The sequence below is a fragment of the Phaeobacter italicus genome, assembly GCF_019801785.1.
In the GTDB taxonomy this organism is placed as follows: Bacteria; Pseudomonadota; Alphaproteobacteria; order Rhodobacterales; family Rhodobacteraceae; genus Phaeobacter; species Phaeobacter italicus.
Window position 1 is genome coordinate 238,080 of sequence record NZ_JAHVIJ010000005.1, and the last position, 16,441, is coordinate 254,520.

The 16,441-nt window shown below is 60.7% G+C and carries 12 protein-coding genes; 5 read left to right on the forward strand and 7 right to left on the reverse strand.

Going from position 1 to position 16,441, the window contains the following annotated elements:
- The first annotated feature begins 49 nt into the window (after positions 1 to 49).
- From gltB to KUV39_RS13855, 5 genes are all read left to right on the forward strand, one after another.
- The gene (gene gltB, locus KUV39_RS13835; protein WP_008560395.1) at positions 50 to 4,582 is read left to right on the forward strand and encodes a glutamate synthase large subunit; all 4,533 of its coding nucleotides are present in this window, start codon (positions 50 to 52) and stop codon (positions 4,580 to 4,582) included.
- A 163-nt stretch (positions 4,583 to 4,745) separates the two neighbouring features.
- Entirely contained in the window at positions 4,746 to 5,516 is a 771-nt protein-coding gene (gene mtgA / locus KUV39_RS13840; RefSeq protein ID WP_008560513.1) for a monofunctional biosynthetic peptidoglycan transglycosylase, read from the forward strand.
- A 67-nt stretch (positions 5,517 to 5,583) separates the two neighbouring features.
- Positions 5,584 to 6,249, forward strand: a complete 666-nt coding sequence (gene fzlA, locus KUV39_RS13845) for an FtsZ-binding protein FzlA (RefSeq protein ID WP_008560007.1) — start codon at positions 5,584 to 5,586, stop codon at positions 6,247 to 6,249.
- A gap of 65 nt (positions 6,250 to 6,314) precedes the next feature.
- Entirely contained in the window at positions 6,315 to 7,367 is a 1,053-nt protein-coding gene (queG, locus tag KUV39_RS13850) for a tRNA epoxyqueuosine(34) reductase QueG (protein WP_222460028.1), read from the forward strand.
- A gap of 99 nt (positions 7,368 to 7,466) precedes the next feature.
- Positions 7,467 to 9,473 carry a hydantoinase/oxoprolinase family protein gene (locus KUV39_RS13855; protein WP_222460029.1) on the forward strand — a complete coding sequence of 669 codons (2,007 nt, stop codon included), beginning with the start codon at positions 7,467 to 7,469 and terminating at the stop codon, positions 9,471 to 9,473.
- 58 nt (positions 9,474 to 9,531) lie between these two features.
- On the opposite strand, the gene msrA is transcribed toward KUV39_RS13855, so the two are convergent.
- The 7 genes from msrA to KUV39_RS13890 all read right to left on the reverse strand — a co-directional run bounded on the left by msrA (position 9,532) and on the right by KUV39_RS13890 (position 16,434).
- Complete coding sequence (gene msrA, locus KUV39_RS13860; protein WP_008562392.1) at positions 9,532 to 10,053, reverse strand: peptide-methionine (S)-S-oxide reductase MsrA; 522 nt, start codon at positions 10,051 to 10,053, stop codon at positions 9,532 to 9,534.
- The gene (msrB, locus tag KUV39_RS13865; protein ID WP_008559649.1) at positions 10,050 to 10,499 is read right to left on the reverse strand and encodes a peptide-methionine (R)-S-oxide reductase MsrB; all 450 of its coding nucleotides are present in this window, start codon (positions 10,497 to 10,499) and stop codon (positions 10,050 to 10,052) included. Before msrB ends, msrA begins: the two co-directional genes overlap by 4 nt.
- 102 nt (positions 10,500 to 10,601) lie before the next feature.
- Positions 10,602 to 11,531, reverse strand: a complete 930-nt coding sequence (locus KUV39_RS13870) for a DMT family transporter (RefSeq protein ID WP_222460030.1) — start codon at positions 11,529 to 11,531, stop codon at positions 10,602 to 10,604.
- Between the two features lie 137 nt (positions 11,532 to 11,668).
- Positions 11,669 to 11,956 carry an HU family DNA-binding protein gene (locus tag KUV39_RS13875; RefSeq protein WP_008561673.1) on the reverse strand — a complete coding sequence of 96 codons (288 nt, stop codon included), beginning with the start codon at positions 11,954 to 11,956 and terminating at the stop codon, positions 11,669 to 11,671.
- Positions 11,957 to 12,098: 142 nt separating this feature from the next.
- The gene (locus KUV39_RS13880; RefSeq protein WP_008562516.1) at positions 12,099 to 13,565 is read right to left on the reverse strand and encodes an AMP nucleosidase; all 1,467 of its coding nucleotides are present in this window, start codon (positions 13,563 to 13,565) and stop codon (positions 12,099 to 12,101) included.
- Positions 13,562 to 15,364: an adenine deaminase gene (gene ade, locus KUV39_RS13885; protein ID WP_008560544.1), complete on the reverse strand. Its 1,803-nt coding sequence runs from the start codon at positions 15,362 to 15,364 to the stop codon at positions 13,562 to 13,564. Before ade ends, KUV39_RS13880 begins: the two co-directional genes overlap by 4 nt.
- 113 nt (positions 15,365 to 15,477) lie before the next feature.
- On the reverse strand, positions 15,478 to 16,434 hold the full coding sequence (locus tag KUV39_RS13890; protein WP_222460031.1) for a GlxA family transcriptional regulator: 957 nt from the start codon (positions 16,432 to 16,434) through the stop codon (positions 15,478 to 15,480).
- Positions 16,435 to 16,441: the final 7 nt, after the last annotated feature.

Below are 16,441 nucleotides of genomic sequence, written 5' to 3' on the forward strand. Positions count from 1 at the left end.
GGGCAGGCGCAGCCCTTGCAGGGCCGCCCACCGGAACGGGAGCAATGATATGACAAAATTTGATGCAGACTGGGCACGCGCCGAAGAAGCCAAGCGCAAGTGGATGGCCGAAAACGGTCTCTATGCCGAGGAAGAAGAGCATTCGTCCTGCGGGGTTGGCCTTGTGGTGTCGGTCGATGGCGCACGCAGCCGGAAGGTTGTCGAGGCGGGTATCGACGCGCTGAAAGCAATCTGGCACCGCGGCGCTGTTGATGCCGACGGCAAGACCGGCGATGGCGCGGGCATCCACGTGCAAATTCCGGCACCTTTCTTTTATGATCAGGTCCGCCGCACTGGCCACGAGCCACGCGAAGATCAGCTGCTGGCCGTTGGTCAGGTCTTCCTGCCGCGCACCGACTTTGGCGCGCAAGAGCGCTGCCGGACCATCGTGGAAACAGAAGTTCTGCGGATGGGCTATTACATCTACGGCTGGCGCCATGTGCCGGTCGATGTGACCTGCCTGGGCGAAAAAGCAAATGCGACCCGTCCGGAGATCGAGCAGATCCTGATCTCCAACTCCAAAGGTGTGGACGAAGAAACCTTTGAGCGTGAGCTTTATGTTATCCGCCGTCGGATCGAAAAAGCGGCCGCTGCTGCGCAGGTTGGTCAGCTGTACATCGCATCCCTGTCCTGCCGGTCGATCATCTACAAGGGCATGATGCTCGCAGAGCAGGTTGCGGTCTTTTACCCTGACCTGATGGACGAGCGGTTCGAAAGCGCCTTTGCGATCTACCACCAGCGCTATTCCACCAACACTTTCCCTCAGTGGTGGCTTGCTCAGCCGTTCCGCATGCTGGCCCACAACGGCGAGGTGAATACCCTCAAGGGCAACCTGAACTGGATGAAGAGCCACGAAATCCGCATGGCCTCGTCCACCTTTGGCGACTACGCCGAGGACATCAAGCCGATCGTGGCGAGCGGTTCGTCCGACTCTGCTGCGCTGGATTCGGTGTTTGAGGTTCTGGTGCGCGCAGGCCGTTCTGCACCGATGGCCAAAACCATGCTGGTGCCCGAAAGCTGGTCCAAGCAGGCGGTGGAACTGCCGCAAGCCTGGCGGGATATGTATTCCTACTGCAACTCCGTTATGGAACCGTGGGACGGCCCTGCTGCGCTGGCGATGACGGATGGTCGCTGGGTTTGTGCGGGCCTTGATCGCAACGGTCTGCGCCCGATGCGTTATGTCGTGACCGGTGATGGGCTTGTGATTGCGGGCTCTGAGGCGGGGATGGTCCCGATTGACGAGGCCACCGTTGTCGAAAAAGGCGCGCTTGGCCCCGGTCAGATGCTGGCCGTCGACATGCAAAAGGGCAAGCTGTTCCACGACACCGAGATCAAGGACAAACTGGCTGCTGCGCTGCCGTTTGGTGATTGGGTTCAGAAGATCAACGATCTCGACAGCACCCTTGCGAAAGTCACTGAAAAGGCGCTGTTCAGCGGCGATGAGCTGCGTCGCCGTCAGGTCGCTGCCGGTTACACCATCGAAGAGCTGGAACAGATCCTCGCGCCGATGGCTGAGGATGGCAAGGAAACGCTGGCCTCGATGGGCGATGACACCCCGTCGGCTGTTCTGTCCAAGATGTACCGCCCGCTGAGCCATTTCTTCCGTCAGAACTTCTCTCAGGTGACCAACCCGCCGATCGACAGCCTGCGTGAATATCGCGTGATGTCGCTGAAGACGCGCTTTGGTAACCTGAAAAACGTACTGGACGAGGACAGCTCTCAGACTGAGATCATCGTCCTTGAGAGCCCCTTTGTCGGCAATGCCCAGTGGGACGAGCTGGTTGAAAACCTGAACGCACCTCTGGCAGAAATCGACTGTAGCTTTGAACCTGGCCAGGGCAGCCTGAGCGCCGCACTCGCCCGTATCCGCGCCGAAGCCGAAGAGGCCGTCAGCTCGGGGGCCGGCCACATCGTTCTGACCGATCAGCACTCCAATGCTGACAAGGTTGCGATGCCGATGATTCTGGCCACCTCTGCCGTGCATTCGCATCTGACCCGCAAGGGGCTGCGTACCTTCTGCTCGCTCAACGTACGTTCTGCTGAATGCATCGACCCGCATTATTTCGCGGTGTTGATTGGCTGTGGCGCAACCGTTGTGAACGCCTACCTGGCCGAGGATTCGCTCGCCGACCGTATCGAGCGCGGCCTGCTGGACGGCAGCCTGACCGAGAACGTCGCCCGCTACCGTGAAGCGATCGACCAGGGCCTGTTGAAGATCATGGCCAAGATGGGAATCTCGGTGATTTCCTCTTACCGCGGTGGCTTGAACTTTGAGGCTGTTGGCCTTTCGCGCGCGATGTGTGCGGAATACTTCCCCGGCATGATCTCGCGGATTTCCGGTATTGGTGTGACAGGTATTCAAACCAAGCTGGAAGAAATCCACGCCAAGGCATGGTTGGGTGCCCAGGATGTCCTGCCAATCGGCGGCTTCTACAAAGCCCGCAAGTCTGGCGAGACCCACGCCTGGGAAGCCACGTCCATGCATATGATGCAGATGGCCTGCAACCGCGCCTCTTATGAGTTGTGGAAGCAGTACTCGGCAAAAATGCAATCTAACCCGCCGATCCACCTGCGCGACCTGCTGCAGATCAAGCCGCTGGGCAAGGCCGTGCCGATTGAGGAAGTGGAATCGATCACTTCGATCCGCAAACGGTTCGTGACACCGGGCATGTCCTTGGGCGCGTTGAGCCCCGAGGCGCACAAGACGCTGAACGTGGCAATGAACCGGATCGGCGCCAAGTCCGACTCTGGTGAGGGCGGTGAAGATCCGGCGCACTTCGTTCCAGAGCCGAACGGCGACAACCCGTCTGCGAAAATCAAGCAGGTGGCGTCGGGCCGCTTTGGTGTGACAGCCGAATACCTGAACCAGTGCGAAGAGCTGGAAATCAAGGTAGCCCAGGGCGCCAAGCCCGGTGAAGGCGGCCAGCTGCCGGGGATGAAGGTCACCGACCTGATTGCCCGTCTGCGCCACTCCACCAAGGGCGTGACGCTGATCTCGCCGCCGCCGCACCACGATATCTACTCGATCGAGGATCTGGCGCAGCTGATCTATGACCTGAAGCAGATCAACCCGCGCTGCAAGGTGACGGTGAAACTGGTGGCGTCTTCCGGCGTTGGCACCATTGCTGCGGGCGTTGCCAAGGCGAAGGCCGACATCATCCTGATTTCGGGCCACAACGGTGGCACCGGCGCGTCACCGGCGACTTCGATCAAGTACGCGGGTCTGCCGTGGGAGATGGGCCTGACCGAGGCGCATCAGGTTCTGGCGATGAACAACCTGCGTGATCGGGTCACCCTGCGGACCGATGGTGGTCTGCGGACCGGTCGTGACATCGTGATGGCCGCAATGCTGGGGGCCGAAGAATACGGCATCGGCACCGCGGCGCTGATCGCAATGGGGTGCATCATGGTGCGCCAGTGCCAGTCCAACACCTGTCCCGTTGGTGTCTGTACCCAGGACGAAGCCCTGCGCGGCAAGTTCACCGGCAACGCGGACAAAGTTGTGAACCTCATCACCTTCTACGCACAGGAAGTCCGCGAGATCCTCGCTTCAATCGGCGCGCGCTCTCTGGACGAGGTGATCGGTCGGGCGGATCTGCTGGCGCAGGTGTCCCGTGGTTCGGCACATCTTGATGATCTGGACCTCAACCCGATGTTGATCACCGTCGATGGTGCGCATGACATCGACTATAACCGTGATCGTGAACGCAATGCTGTGCCGGACACTCTGGACAAGGAAATCGTGCGCGATGCCGCCCGCTTCCTGCAGGACGGCGAAAAGATGCAGCTGTCCTATGCGGTTCAGAACACACATCGGACCGTGGGCACCCGCACATCCAGCCACATTGTCCGCAACTTTGGCATGCGCAACACGCTGCAGCCCGACCACCTGACGGTAAAACTGCAAGGCTCTGCTGGTCAGTCTCTTGGTGCCTTTGCAGCGCCGGGGCTCAAGCTGGAGGTTTCGGGCGATGCGAACGACTACGTCGGCAAGGGTCTGTCCGGTGGTACCATTGTGGTACGTCCGCCGATGGCATCGCCGCTGACAGCAAGCGAGAACACCATCGTTGGCAACACCGTCCTTTATGGTGCAACCGATGGCTATCTCTTTGCGGCAGGTCGTGCCGGTGAACGCTTCGCGGTCCGCAACTCCGGTGCCAGCGTGGTGGTCGAAGGCTGTGGTGCCTGCGGTTGTGAATACATGACCGGCGGTGTCGCGGTGATCCTCGGCTCTATTGGCGCCAACTTTGGTGCAGGTATGACCGGCGGCATGGCTTATATCTACGACCCGGAAGGCAAGGCCGAGACGCTGATGAACATGGAATCCCTCGTCACCTGCCAGGTCGGCGTGGAGCATTGGGAACAGCAGCTCAAAGGACTGGTCGAGCGTCATCTGGCAGAAACCGGCAGCCGCAAGGCCGCTGATATTCTCCAGCACTGGGAGAGCGAGAAAGCGAACTTCTTGCAGGTTTGCCCGACCGAGATGTTGGACAAGCTGCCCCAGCCCCTGACACTGGACGTAGCAGCCGTACCGGCGGAATAGGCCCCGCCAACTCCTCTGCATTGCCTTGGACAGGCCCCGACGGTTTCAACGGTCGGGGCCTTTTCACATCAAGATGCCTGTCTGATGCCTGCTTTGGCGATCTCTTGCAGGCGGCTTGATTTCCCGGTTGGAGCAGGACGCCACTCTGCCGTATAGAGAGGCTATGGCGAAGGCAGCAAAAACAGGCGGAAAATCGGGCTCTTCCAAGAAGACCAAGGCGCGCGGAAAATCTGCGGGCAAGGCAAAGGCGCGCCCTGATATTTCACCGGGCCGTCTGGCCAAACGCTGGATCGGCCGCGCCGCGCTTGTTGGCGTTGCAGTCATGTTGCTGCCGATCCTGCTGTTTTCGGTGGTCAACCCGCCCACCACATTCACCATCTGGTCAGAATACCGCCGCCTGGGCGACATTGATCGCGAATGGATGCCGATCGAAGCAATGGCGCCAGTGCTGGCGCGATCCGTGGTCGCGGCTGAAGATGCGCGGTTCTGCCAGCATTGGGGATTGGATGCCGAGGCCATTCGCAAGGCCATCGCGGAAGGTGGTCAGCGAGGGGCGTCGACGATCTCGCAGCAGGTGGTCAAGAATGTCTTTCTCTGGCAGGGGCGCAGCTGGATCCGCAAGGCGCTTGAAACACTGATGACCCCGATGGTTGAAGCAGTATGGAGCAAGCGGCGTATCCTTGAGGTCTATCTCAACGTCGCTGAAATGGGCGAGGGTGTTTTCGGAGCCGAGGCCGCAGCCCGGCATTATTTCGGCGTTGGCCCGGATGAGCTGAGCCCGCGCCAGGCCGCGCTTCTGGCCTCTGTCCTGCCCAACCCCAAGGACCGCTCTGCCGCAAAACCATCCGCCTTCATGCGCAAGCGTGCGGCGCAGATCATGGACGGGGCGGCCACCATTCGCGCAGATGGCCGCGCGGCCTGTTTCGAGGATTGAAACTTCCTGCGCTTCGGGGCATTGCTGTCTGACCCCCGACCACACGCAACAGGAGACCTGACGACCCATGGCCCGCCTCTATCACGTGCCCCTGTCCCCGTTCTGCCGAAAAGTACGGCTGTCGCTTGCGGAAAAGCGCATCGAGGTTGAGCTGGTCGAGGAACGCTACTGGGAAAAGGAAGCGGATTTTCTGCGCCGCAACCCCGCGGCCAAGGTTCCGGTGATCCGACTGGATGGAAAGCTGATGGCCGAAAGTGCGGCGATTTGCGAGTACCTCGAAGAAACCCGCCCCGAACCCTCTCTGATGCCGAGCGATCCCGATGGCCGCTACGAGGTGCGCCGGCTGGTCAATTGGTTTGACGACAAGTTTCACAACGAGGTGACATCAAAGCTGCTCTATGAACGGGTCAACAAAAAGGTGACCGGGCAGGGCTATCCCGACAGCAGCAACGTCAAGGCCGGCGCGCGGGCGATCAAATATCATCTCGACTATCTGGCGTGGTTGCTCGATCACCGGCGCTGGCTGGCGGGGGATCAGATGACCCTTGCCGACTTTGCGGCTGCTGCGCATCTGTCGTCGCTGGACTACATCTCTGATGTGGATTGGAACCGGTCGGCTGTCGTCAAGGACTGGTACGCCAAGATCAAATCCCGCCCGGCCTTCCGCTCTATCCTCGCGGATCAGATTCCGGGTTTCAGCCCGCCGCCCCATTACGCAGATCTCGATTTCTGATAAGACAATGTCTGCAGCTGCCGCCGGTGCGGTTCGCGCCGCGTGAGCCAAGGACGTAACGCCCGATGACGGATCATTCCAGTCTCAAGGATCAACTGGTGGCGCAAGCCCTGGCCGAGGGCTTTGTGTCCTGCCGGATCTGCCGACCCTGGGATGTGCCTGAGGTGCCGGATCGGCTGCAGGCCTTTCTGGACGCGGGCTATCATGGACAGATGGCCTGGATGGAGGAGCGGAGCCACTGGCGTGGTGATCCCGCACAACTGTGGCCAGAGGCGCGTTCGGTCATCATGCTGGCCGAAAGCTATACCCCTGACGTCGATCCGATGGAAATCGTGGGGCAGTCCGATCGCGGGGCCATTTCGGTTTATGCCCGAAACAAGGATTATCATGACCTTGTGAAAAAACGGCTCAAGCGGCTGGCGCGCTGGTTGATCGCCGAAGCCCAGAAGCAGGGCCATGAAGCCGAGGTAAAGGTCTTTGTGGATACCGCGCCGGTGCCGGAAAAGCCGCTGGGACAGGCAGCGGGGCTTGGCTGGCAGGGGAAACACACCAATCTGGTCAGTCGGGATTGGGGCAATTGGGCCTTTATAGGGTCTGTTTTTACAACGCTTGACCTGCCTGCCGACCCTGCAGAGCGCGACCACTGCGGATCCTGTCGATCCTGTATTGCAGCCTGCCCCACCGATGCCTTTCCGGCGCCTTATCAGCTCGATGCCCGCCGCTGCATTTCCTACCTGACCATCGAACACAAAGGTCCGATTGACGAGGAACTGCGCAGCAAACTGGGCAACCGGATCTATGGATGCGATGATTGCCTTGCGGCCTGCCCCTGGAACAAGTTTGCCGTCGCGGCGAGCGACATCCGCTATGAGGCCCGACCCGAATTTACCGCGCCGAAACTGGCAGAGCTGGCCACTTTGGACGACGCGGCGTTTCGTGCCTTGTTTTCGGGCTCGCCGATAAAACGGATCGGCCGGGATCGGTTTGTGCGCAACGTTTTGTATGCGATTGGCAACTCTGCTCAGCCGGGGTTGCGCGCCGTTGCCCAATCGCTGACCACGGACCCGGAGCCAACGGTTGCCGATGCCGCCCGCTGGGCTGCGGCGCAACTTGCTTAGCCAACGCTTTTCTCAGCACGTCCAGCAGAATGCCGCTTCCAGACATGCGGTGCCGCTTTTGCTTCGCTAGGCGGGATGGTGCGAACAGGAGGATGATGAATGACACTGCTTTTGGGGGTCGATACCGGCGGAACCTATACCGATGCGGTGCTGATCCGTGATGAGACACATGTGCTTGCCACGGCGAAATCCCTGACAACCCGGCAGGATCTGGCGATTGGTGTCGGCAAAGCGGTTGAGGCGGTGTTGTCTGAGGCTGGAGTGTCACCATCCGCGGTCACGCTGGCGGCGTTGTCGACGACATTGGCAACCAATGCGCTGGTTGAAGGCCAGGGCGGACGCGTGGCGCTGGTCTATGTCGGCTTTGCCGAGGCAGATCTGGATCGGCACGGTCTGCGCGACGCGCTCAAGGGCGATCCGGCGCTGGTTCTTGTAGGCGGCCACAACCACGCAGGCGGGGAGGCGGCGCCACTGGATACCGCCGCTCTTCGCAGTTTTCTGCAAACCGAGGCAGCCCACGTCAGCGGCTTTGCAGTTGCAGGTCAGTTCGCCACCCGCAATCCCGCGCATGAACTGGAGGTGGCGCGCATCATCACCGAAGAAACCGGCATTCCCGTCACTTGTTCCCATCAGCTCTCTGCGCGGCTGAATGGGCCGAAACGGGCGCTGACTGCGGTTTTGAATGCCCGGCTGATCGGGATGATTGACCGGTTGATCGGCAGGGCAGAAACGCGGCTGTCAGAGCTGGGGATTGCCGCGCAGATGATTGTTGTGCGTGGCGATGGTGCACTGATGTCGGCGGAACAAGCGCGCGCCCGTCCGATCGAAACCATCCTGAGCGGCCCTGCCGCTTCGCTGGTTGGTGCACGGTGGTTGACGGGTGTGGAGCGGGCGCTGGTCAGTGATATCGGCGGTACGACGACCGACGTGGCCCTGATCGAAAACGGCAAGCCCAAGATCGACCCTGCAGGGGCGCAGGTCGGCGGCTATCGCACGATGGTCGAGGCGGTTGCGATGCGCACCTCTGGCCTTGGCGGCGATAGTCAGGTCCATCTGGTGACCAGCGGCATGGACGGTGGGGTCACGCTTGGCCCTCGCCGGGTTTTGCCGGTGTCTCTGGTTGCAATGACGGCACCGGATGTGGTGCACGCGGCACTGGATACGCAGTTGCGCGCGCCCACAGTCGGTGAATATGACGGCCAGTTCGTGCGTGCGGTGCCCGGACAGTCCGCTGTCGGCCTTGCCGATCGCGATGCGCGCATTCTGGAGCGAATTGGCGACGCGACCCATCCCACTGGGGCAATCCTGCAAAGCCGGATCGAACAAACTGCGTTGATGCGACTGGTGGATCGAGGGCTGGTGCAGGTCTCCGCCATCACTCCGTCCGATGCGAGCCACGTTCTTGGCCGCCTGTCCGCCTGGGACAGTGAGGCGGCTGAAAAGGCTCTCACTCTGTTTGCCCGCCGTCGTGTTGGCTCGGGGGATCGCCTTGCGCCGGATGCGCCGTCACTGGCGCAGATCATCATCGACCAAATGACCGAGCAGACCGCTTTGACCTTGTTAGAGACTGCATTTGCCGAAGAAAGCAGCCCGTTCGGCCCCCCGCCTGATCAGCTGGCGCGCCATGTTCTGATGCAGCGTGGGTTGAATGGCCATCGCGGTCTGATTTCCCTGCAAAGTGGGCTGAACGTGGACGTGGTTGGTCTCGGCGCGTCCGCCCCGAGCTACTATCCCGCGGTGGGCGCGCGGCTGCATTGCAACATGATCCTGCCTGAACATGCGGGGGTTGCGAATGCAATCGGGGCTGTTGTCGGTCGCATCACCATGCGCCGCAGCGGAACGGTGACCTCTCCGGCTGAGGGCAAATTCCGCGTCCATTTGGATGACGGGCCGCAGGATTTTTCCACCCCGGAGGAGGCGCTGAACCTGCTCGAAGCGCATCTTCATGGAGAAGCCACCGCAGCCGCCGAAGAGGCCGGAGCCGAGGATATCGCCACTCAGATCGAGCGGGATATTCGCACCGCGAGGGTCGAGGCGCGTGATGTCTTCGTCGAGGCATTTCTGACAGTCGAGGCCAGCGGCCGACCCCGCATCGCCCACGCCTGATTTTGCATTCTGAGAATGACGAAGCCCCGCCATTTGGCGGGGCTTTTTGCTCGGGCGCTTATTCGGCGGCCGTCTCGCTGCGTTTGGGCAGGACCCAATCGGGGCGGGGGAAGTGGCAGGTGTAGCCATTCGGGAGCCGCTCAAGATAGTCCTGATGCTCTGGTTCGGCTTCCCAGAAGTCGCCTACAGGTGCCAGTTCGGTGACGACCTTGCCGGGCCAGATTCCAGAGGCGTTCACATCGGCGATGGTGTCTTCTGCAATCTGCTTTTGCGTCTCGTCGACGAAAAAGATTGCAGAGCGATAGCTGGTGCCAATGTCATTGCCCTGGCGGTCCACGGTGGTTGGGTCGTGGATCTGAAAGAAGAATTCCAGCAGCGTGCGATAGCTGGTCTGGGCAGGATCAAAGATGATCTCGATCGCCTCGGCATGAGTGCCGTGGTTCTTGTAGGTTGCGTTGGGCACGTCACCGCCGCTGTAGCCTACGCGCGTGCTGATGACGCCCGGACGCTTGCGGATCAGGTCTTGCATACCCCAGAAACACCCACCGGCCAGAACGGCCCGTTCAGTTGCGGTGCTCATGATCTATCCTCCACTTGGTCGATATAGTCGCCGTAACCTTCTGCCTGCATGTCGTCGAGATGCACAAAGCGAAGAGAGGCGGAATTGATGCAATAGCGCAGGCCGCCACGGTCGCGCGGCCCATCCGGGAACACATGGCCGAGATGGCTGTCGCCATGGGAAGAACGGACCTCAGTGCGGATCATCCCGTGGGTGCGATCCTCAAGCTCCTGAACATGGGCGGGCTCGATCGGCTTGGTAAAGCTGGGCCAGCCACATCCGGATTCATATTTGTCGGACGAGGCAAACAATGGCTCTCCCGAAACGATATCCACATAGATGCCGGGTTCTTTGTTGTAGAGCAGTTTGCCAGTACCGGGACGTTCCGTGCCCGATTGCTGGGTGACGTAGAATTCTTCTTCCGAGAGGGCCGCAATGGCGTCGGGGTCTTTGGAATAGCTGCGCATCTTGTCCTCCGATCTTTGGCGTTTGTCAGTAAATGGGGGCAGGGGGCGGAAAAAGCAAAGCGCTATTTCATGACCTCGCGCGACCGTGTTTGGCTGCCCACGTTAGGGGCGGGCCCGGCCGGGCGCCTCTGGCAGGGTTCTGGTGGCCGTGGTGGCTGCATCGGCTTGGGCCTTTTGGCGGGCAAGCTGCACCGCCAGAATGCCAAAGGTGACAATGGCGACACCGACCAGATCCAGAAAACCCAGCCGCTCTCCCAGAAGAACGCTGGCCACCGCAACGCCGAAAACCGGGTTCAGAAAGTGGAACGTTGCCGCGCGCACCGCACCGATCCGGTTCAGCAGAAGAACCCAGATAAAGGTCGCGGTCAGCCCCGGCACGAGCGTGGTGTAAATAAAGGCGAGGGCGAGCGGCCAACTGGGTTCCAACCGGAAGGTTTCAACCATCGGGGCAACGAAAAACAGAACTGCTGAACCGATCAACATCTGCAGACCAACGACCATCATGTAGTTGCCGCCAGATGTTGCCCCACGCAGGGCAAGGGTCGCCAGCGTCAGGGCCAGCACGCCAATGCCGCAAAGCATGACACCAAAGAGATCCACGCCGGCGCTGATGCGCGTCCCCATGATCAGTGCAACGCCAATGACCCCGGCAATCAACCCGGCCACGCCGAGCCGCGGCAGGCGTTCGCCGTAAACCGCCCACAGCGCTATTGCGACCAACATCGGCATGGTCGATGCGATGATCGCAGCCAGTGACGCCTCGATGCTCTCCATCGCGACGAAGTTGAGCCCGAGATAGAGGGCATTCTGGCAGATCCCGAAAACGATTGTGGCCTTCATCTGGCCGCGGGTCAGGCGCCAGCTCTGCCCGAGATACCGGGCAACGGCGACCCCGATCAAACCGGAAATCAGGAAGCGGAACGCCAGCGAATAAAGCGGCGAGGCATCCGCCACAATGATCCGGGCCGAGGTAAAGGCCGACGACCACATGAAGGCAAATGCAAGCCCCATCGCCAATGCGCGCAGATCCATGGCCGTCTCTCCCTGCCGATCCAATGGCGTGACCCTGAAGCGACGCGCGGATGATGTCCATAGCTGCGCAAGACCGGGCAAAAAGAAAGGGCCGCCTGAAAGGCGACCCGCAACACGATCTTGGTCGTGATGTGAACTTAGCCGTTCACGCTGTCTTTCAGCGCTTTGGCGATGGTCATTTTCACGACCTTGTCCGCTTCTTTGGTGAACTTTTCACCGGTCGCGGGGTTGCGCACTTCGCGCTCGGGGCGCTCGCGGCAGTAGATCTTGCCAACGCCGGGCAGGGTCACTGCGCCACCGCCGGAAACTTCGCGGGTGATCAGCGCGCAAACGGCATCCAGAGCGGCGCCGGCGGCTTTCTTGTCGCTGCCCATTTCTTCAGCCAGAGCGGCAACAAGCTGGGTCTTGGTCATCGGTTTGGACATTCTTAGGTCTCCTTGTCACTGCCCGAGTTATGGGGCCTCATCGCGTAACCTTAGCGTTATGTTGTGTCGTAACACAACGCATTGTGTAGCATTTAGCCCAACAAAATAGGGGTTTTTGGCAGATTTCGGTGGAAAACTCGCCTTAAAGAAAGGCTGTTTCGTCGAAGGAGCGCAGTTTTCGACTGTGCAAACGCTCAAGTGGCATGCCGCGCAACTGTTCCATCGCCTTTATCCCGATCTGCAAATGCCGCGCAACCTGCGTGCGGTAGAAATCAGATGCCATGCCTGGCAGTTTCAGCTCACCATGCAGGGGTTTGTCCGACACGCACAGCAGCGTTCCGTATGGCACGCGGAAGCGATATCCATTGGCCGCGATTGTTGCGCTTTCCATATCCAGCGCGATGGCGCGGGACTGTGATAGCCGCTGGACCGGGCCGGATTGGTCGCGCAATTCCCAGTTACGGTTGTCGATGGTGGCAACGGTGCCGGTCCGCATGATCCGTTTCAGATCATAACCTTCCAGTTCGGTCACCTCAGCAACGGCATTTTCCAGCGCGACCTGAATTTCCGCAAGCGCGGGGATCGGGGTCCAGATCGGCAGATCGTCGTCCAGCACGTGGTCCTCGCGCAGATACCCGTGGCCAAGCACGAAATCCCCCAGGGTTTGCGTATTGCGAAGACCGGCACAGTGGCCAACCATCAACCACGCATGCGGGCGCAATACGGCGATGTGGTCCGTGGCGGTCTTTGCGTTGGACGGGCCGACGCCGATGTTCACCAGGGTGATGCCACTGCCGTCTTCCCGCTTCAGGTGGTAGGTCGGCATCTGCGGCAGTTTGGTGGTTGGCGGGATTTCGGCATCCGCATGGGTGATCTCGTGGTCGCCGGTGCTGACAAAGCTGATGTAGCCTGACTGCGGGTCAGCCAGCTGGGCGCGGGCATAGGCCTCGAACTCCGCGACGTAGAACTGGTAGTTGGTGAACAGCACATGGTTCTGGAAATGCTGTGGATCCGTCGCCGTATAGTGCGACAGGCGGGCCAGCGAATAGTCGATGCGCTGCGCCGTAAACAGCGAGAGCGGCCCGGTGTTGTCGCTGGCCTGATAGGTGCCGTTCACGATGTCATCGTTGGTGGTCGCCAGATCCGGCACATCGAACACATCGCGCAGGGTAAAGCCTGCCGCCCCCTCTTGCGGAACGGTCAGATTGGGGTCTGAGGCGACAGCAAAATGCACCGGGATTGGTGTGTCCGAGACCGCAATGGTGACAGGCTGGCCGTGATTGCGGATCAACAGGCCGATCTGTTGGGTCAAATAATGACGAAACAGATCCGGGCGTGTCACCGTCGTGGCATAGGTGCCGGGCGCTGACACATGCCCATAGCTGAGCCGACTATCCACCTGTGCAAACGACGAGGTGGTAAAGCGGATCTCCGGGTAATAGGCGCGGATGCGGTGCGGTACTGCGGCGCCATCGGCAATCACGCTGGAGAATTCGGTGCACAGGAACTGTGTCGCCTCCGAATAAAGCTGCTCCAGACGGGCGACGGCTGCGGCCGCGTCGGTGAATTCCTCAGCGGCAGGAAGTTGTGGGGTTTTTACTGTTGTCATGAAAGCGGCTCGATCACTGGAATTTTCTTGAAGCTGCGAACGTCGACCAGTCCAAGGTCGGAAATACGCAGCTCTGGGATGACGACAAGCGCCAGCAGGGAATGTTGCATATAGGCATTGTTCAGCGTGCAGCCACAGGCCTCCATCGCGTCGACCATCTTCTGCGCCTTCGCGGCAACCTCGGTTGCGGGGCTGTCGGACATCAGCCCGGCAATCGGCAGTTCAACCAATGCCAGTTCCTGCCCCTCGCGGAAAATGGTGATGCCTCCACCGACCTCGGCCAGCCGGTTCGCGGCCAGCGCCATCTGTGCACGATCGGTTCCGACGACAATCATATGATGGCTGTCATGGGCCACGGTCGAGGCCATCGCCATTTTGCCGGAATAGCCAAACCCGGAGACAAAGGCGTTGGTCACGCCGCCGGTTGCCCGATGCCGTTCGACAAGGGCAATCTGGCAAACATCGCCACTGCCCTCGACCAGCCCGTCAACCACCGGCAATTCTGCCTGAAGGGCTTTGGTGGGGGCCTGGTTCTCGACAACCCCAATCACATTTGCAGTGACCGCATTGGCCCCTTCAGGTGCGCTGATCTCAAAATCACGTGCGGACAATTCATGGCCCAGATGGACTGTGCCTCGGGCGCTGTCTGGCCAGTCGAGGTGCGGGCAGTCCACTTTGATTTCTCCGGCCTCGGCCACGATCTGGCCTCGCGCCACCACCACCTCGATCGGCAAGGACTTGAGGTCAGAGGTCAAAATCACATCTGCCCGGCGGCCCGGGGTGATAGAGCCCAGCTCTCGCTCAAGACCGAAATGGGTGGCTGTATTGATCGTGGCCATCTGGATGGCAACCAAGGGGTCGCAGCCGCAGTCGATCGCGTGACGCACAACCCGGTTCATATGGCCATCGTTGACCAGCGTGCCGGAATGGCAATCATCGGTACACAGGATGAAGTTGCGGGGATCCAGCCCCTTTTCGGTGATCGCGGTGATCTGCGCCTCAACATCGTACCAGGCCGATCCCAGCCGCACCATCGCGCGCATACCTTGGCGCATGCGGGCAATGGCATCTGCCTCACAGGTGCCTTCGTGATCGTCAGCCGGGCCACCTGCCACATAGGCCGCAAAATCAGGGCCAAGGTCAGGAGAGGCATAATGCCCGCCAACGGTTTTCCCTGCGCGCTGGGTCGCGGCGATTTCGGCCAGCATCTTGGGGTCGCCATTGGCAACACCGGGAAAGTTCATCATCTCGCCAAGGCCGATGATTCCCGGCCAGTTCATCGCCTCGCCAACATCCTCGGGCGAGATCTCGTAGCCGGTGGTTTCCAGCCCTGGCGCAGAGGGCGCACAGCTCGGCATCTGGGTAAAGATATTGACCGGCTGCAGCAGCGCTTCGTCATGCATCAGCCGCACGCCTTCAAGGCCCAGCACATTGGCGATTTCGTGCGGGTCGGTGAACATCGAGGTGGTGCCATGGGGGATCACGGCGCGGGCAAATTCTGCTGGGGTCAGCATGCCGGATTCGATGTGCATATGCGCATCACACAGGCCGGGCATCATGTAGCGCCCGTTTGCCTCGATCACCTCGGTGTCGGGACCGGTGCAATAGCCCGCGTCAGGCCCGACATAGGCAATACGTCCTGCGCTTATGGCAATGTCATGATCGGGGAGGAGTTCACGGGTGTGAACATTGACCCAGACCCCCTTGCGGATCACCGTATCCGCCGGGCGGCGACCTGCCGCAACTTCGATCAACTGGGGGGCTACATCGGGCCAGCTTGGGAATGCGATATCTGTCATGTGCCAATTGTTCTGATTACCTGAGCAAGCGCAAGGCCCCTTCAGGTCTAGCGCAAACAATAGCTCTTTTTTGTGAAACCATAAGATCGGTATCAGCGATGCGCCGCCGATGGTCAGCGCCGTGCGCTGCGCAACTGTCGGGGCGTTGTCTGAAACTCTGCCCGAAACGCCCGTGTCAGCGCGCTTGGGTTTTCATAGCCGCAGCGGAGGGCGATCTCCGCGACGCTGTATTCCGTCTCTAATACAAGGCGTTTTGCCCGTTTCAGACGAAAATGGCGATACAGCCCCTGTGGCGTCACACCCAATTCGGCCTGTGTCCGGCGGGCCAGCTCGCGCAGGCTGCGCCCGGTCTGGCGGGCCACGTCGGTCAGGGGCAGCGGATTCTCCAGATTGTCCTCCATCACCTTGACCGCCCGCGCCACAGTGGTGCTGCGCAAGGGCGTGCTGGACAGGTTGTTGCCAGATGTCGGCTCCGGGTCTGTGCTCATGAATAGATCGGCAACATCCAGGCGCAGCGCCTGACCGTGCTGCTGTCCGATCATGTCAAGAATGCTGTCAAAGGCAGACATCGCTCCTGAACAGGTCAACCGGTCACGATCCCACAGATAGCGCTGCTGGCTGGCGTCCACCTCGGGAAAGCAGTCGGTGAACTCCTCCATCTCGGCGCGGTGAATGGTGGCGCGATAGCCCGTCAGCAACCCGGCAGCGGCCAGAAGCCAGGCGCCAGTATCAAAACCCGCCATCACACGGTATCGGGCGGCAGCAGCCCGAAGCCCCCGCGCCGTCGCATCGGTTGCGTGACGCAGATAGCCATAGCTCGGCATCGCGATGAGCATATCACCCTCAGCCCGCGCCAGTGCCCTCTGCGCGATAACCTCCATGCCGGCGGATGACACGGCAGGCGCACCTGAAAGGGTCAGGAACCGCCAGGAATAGAGATTTCGTCCAGCAAAGCCATTTGCCGCGCGGAGTGGCTCGACGGTATTGGCAAGGCAATGGCCCGAAAACTGATCAAACAGCAACAGGTCAATCTGCTGCGTTGCAGCGTGTTGTTTCTTCCATTTTGGCACGATGATG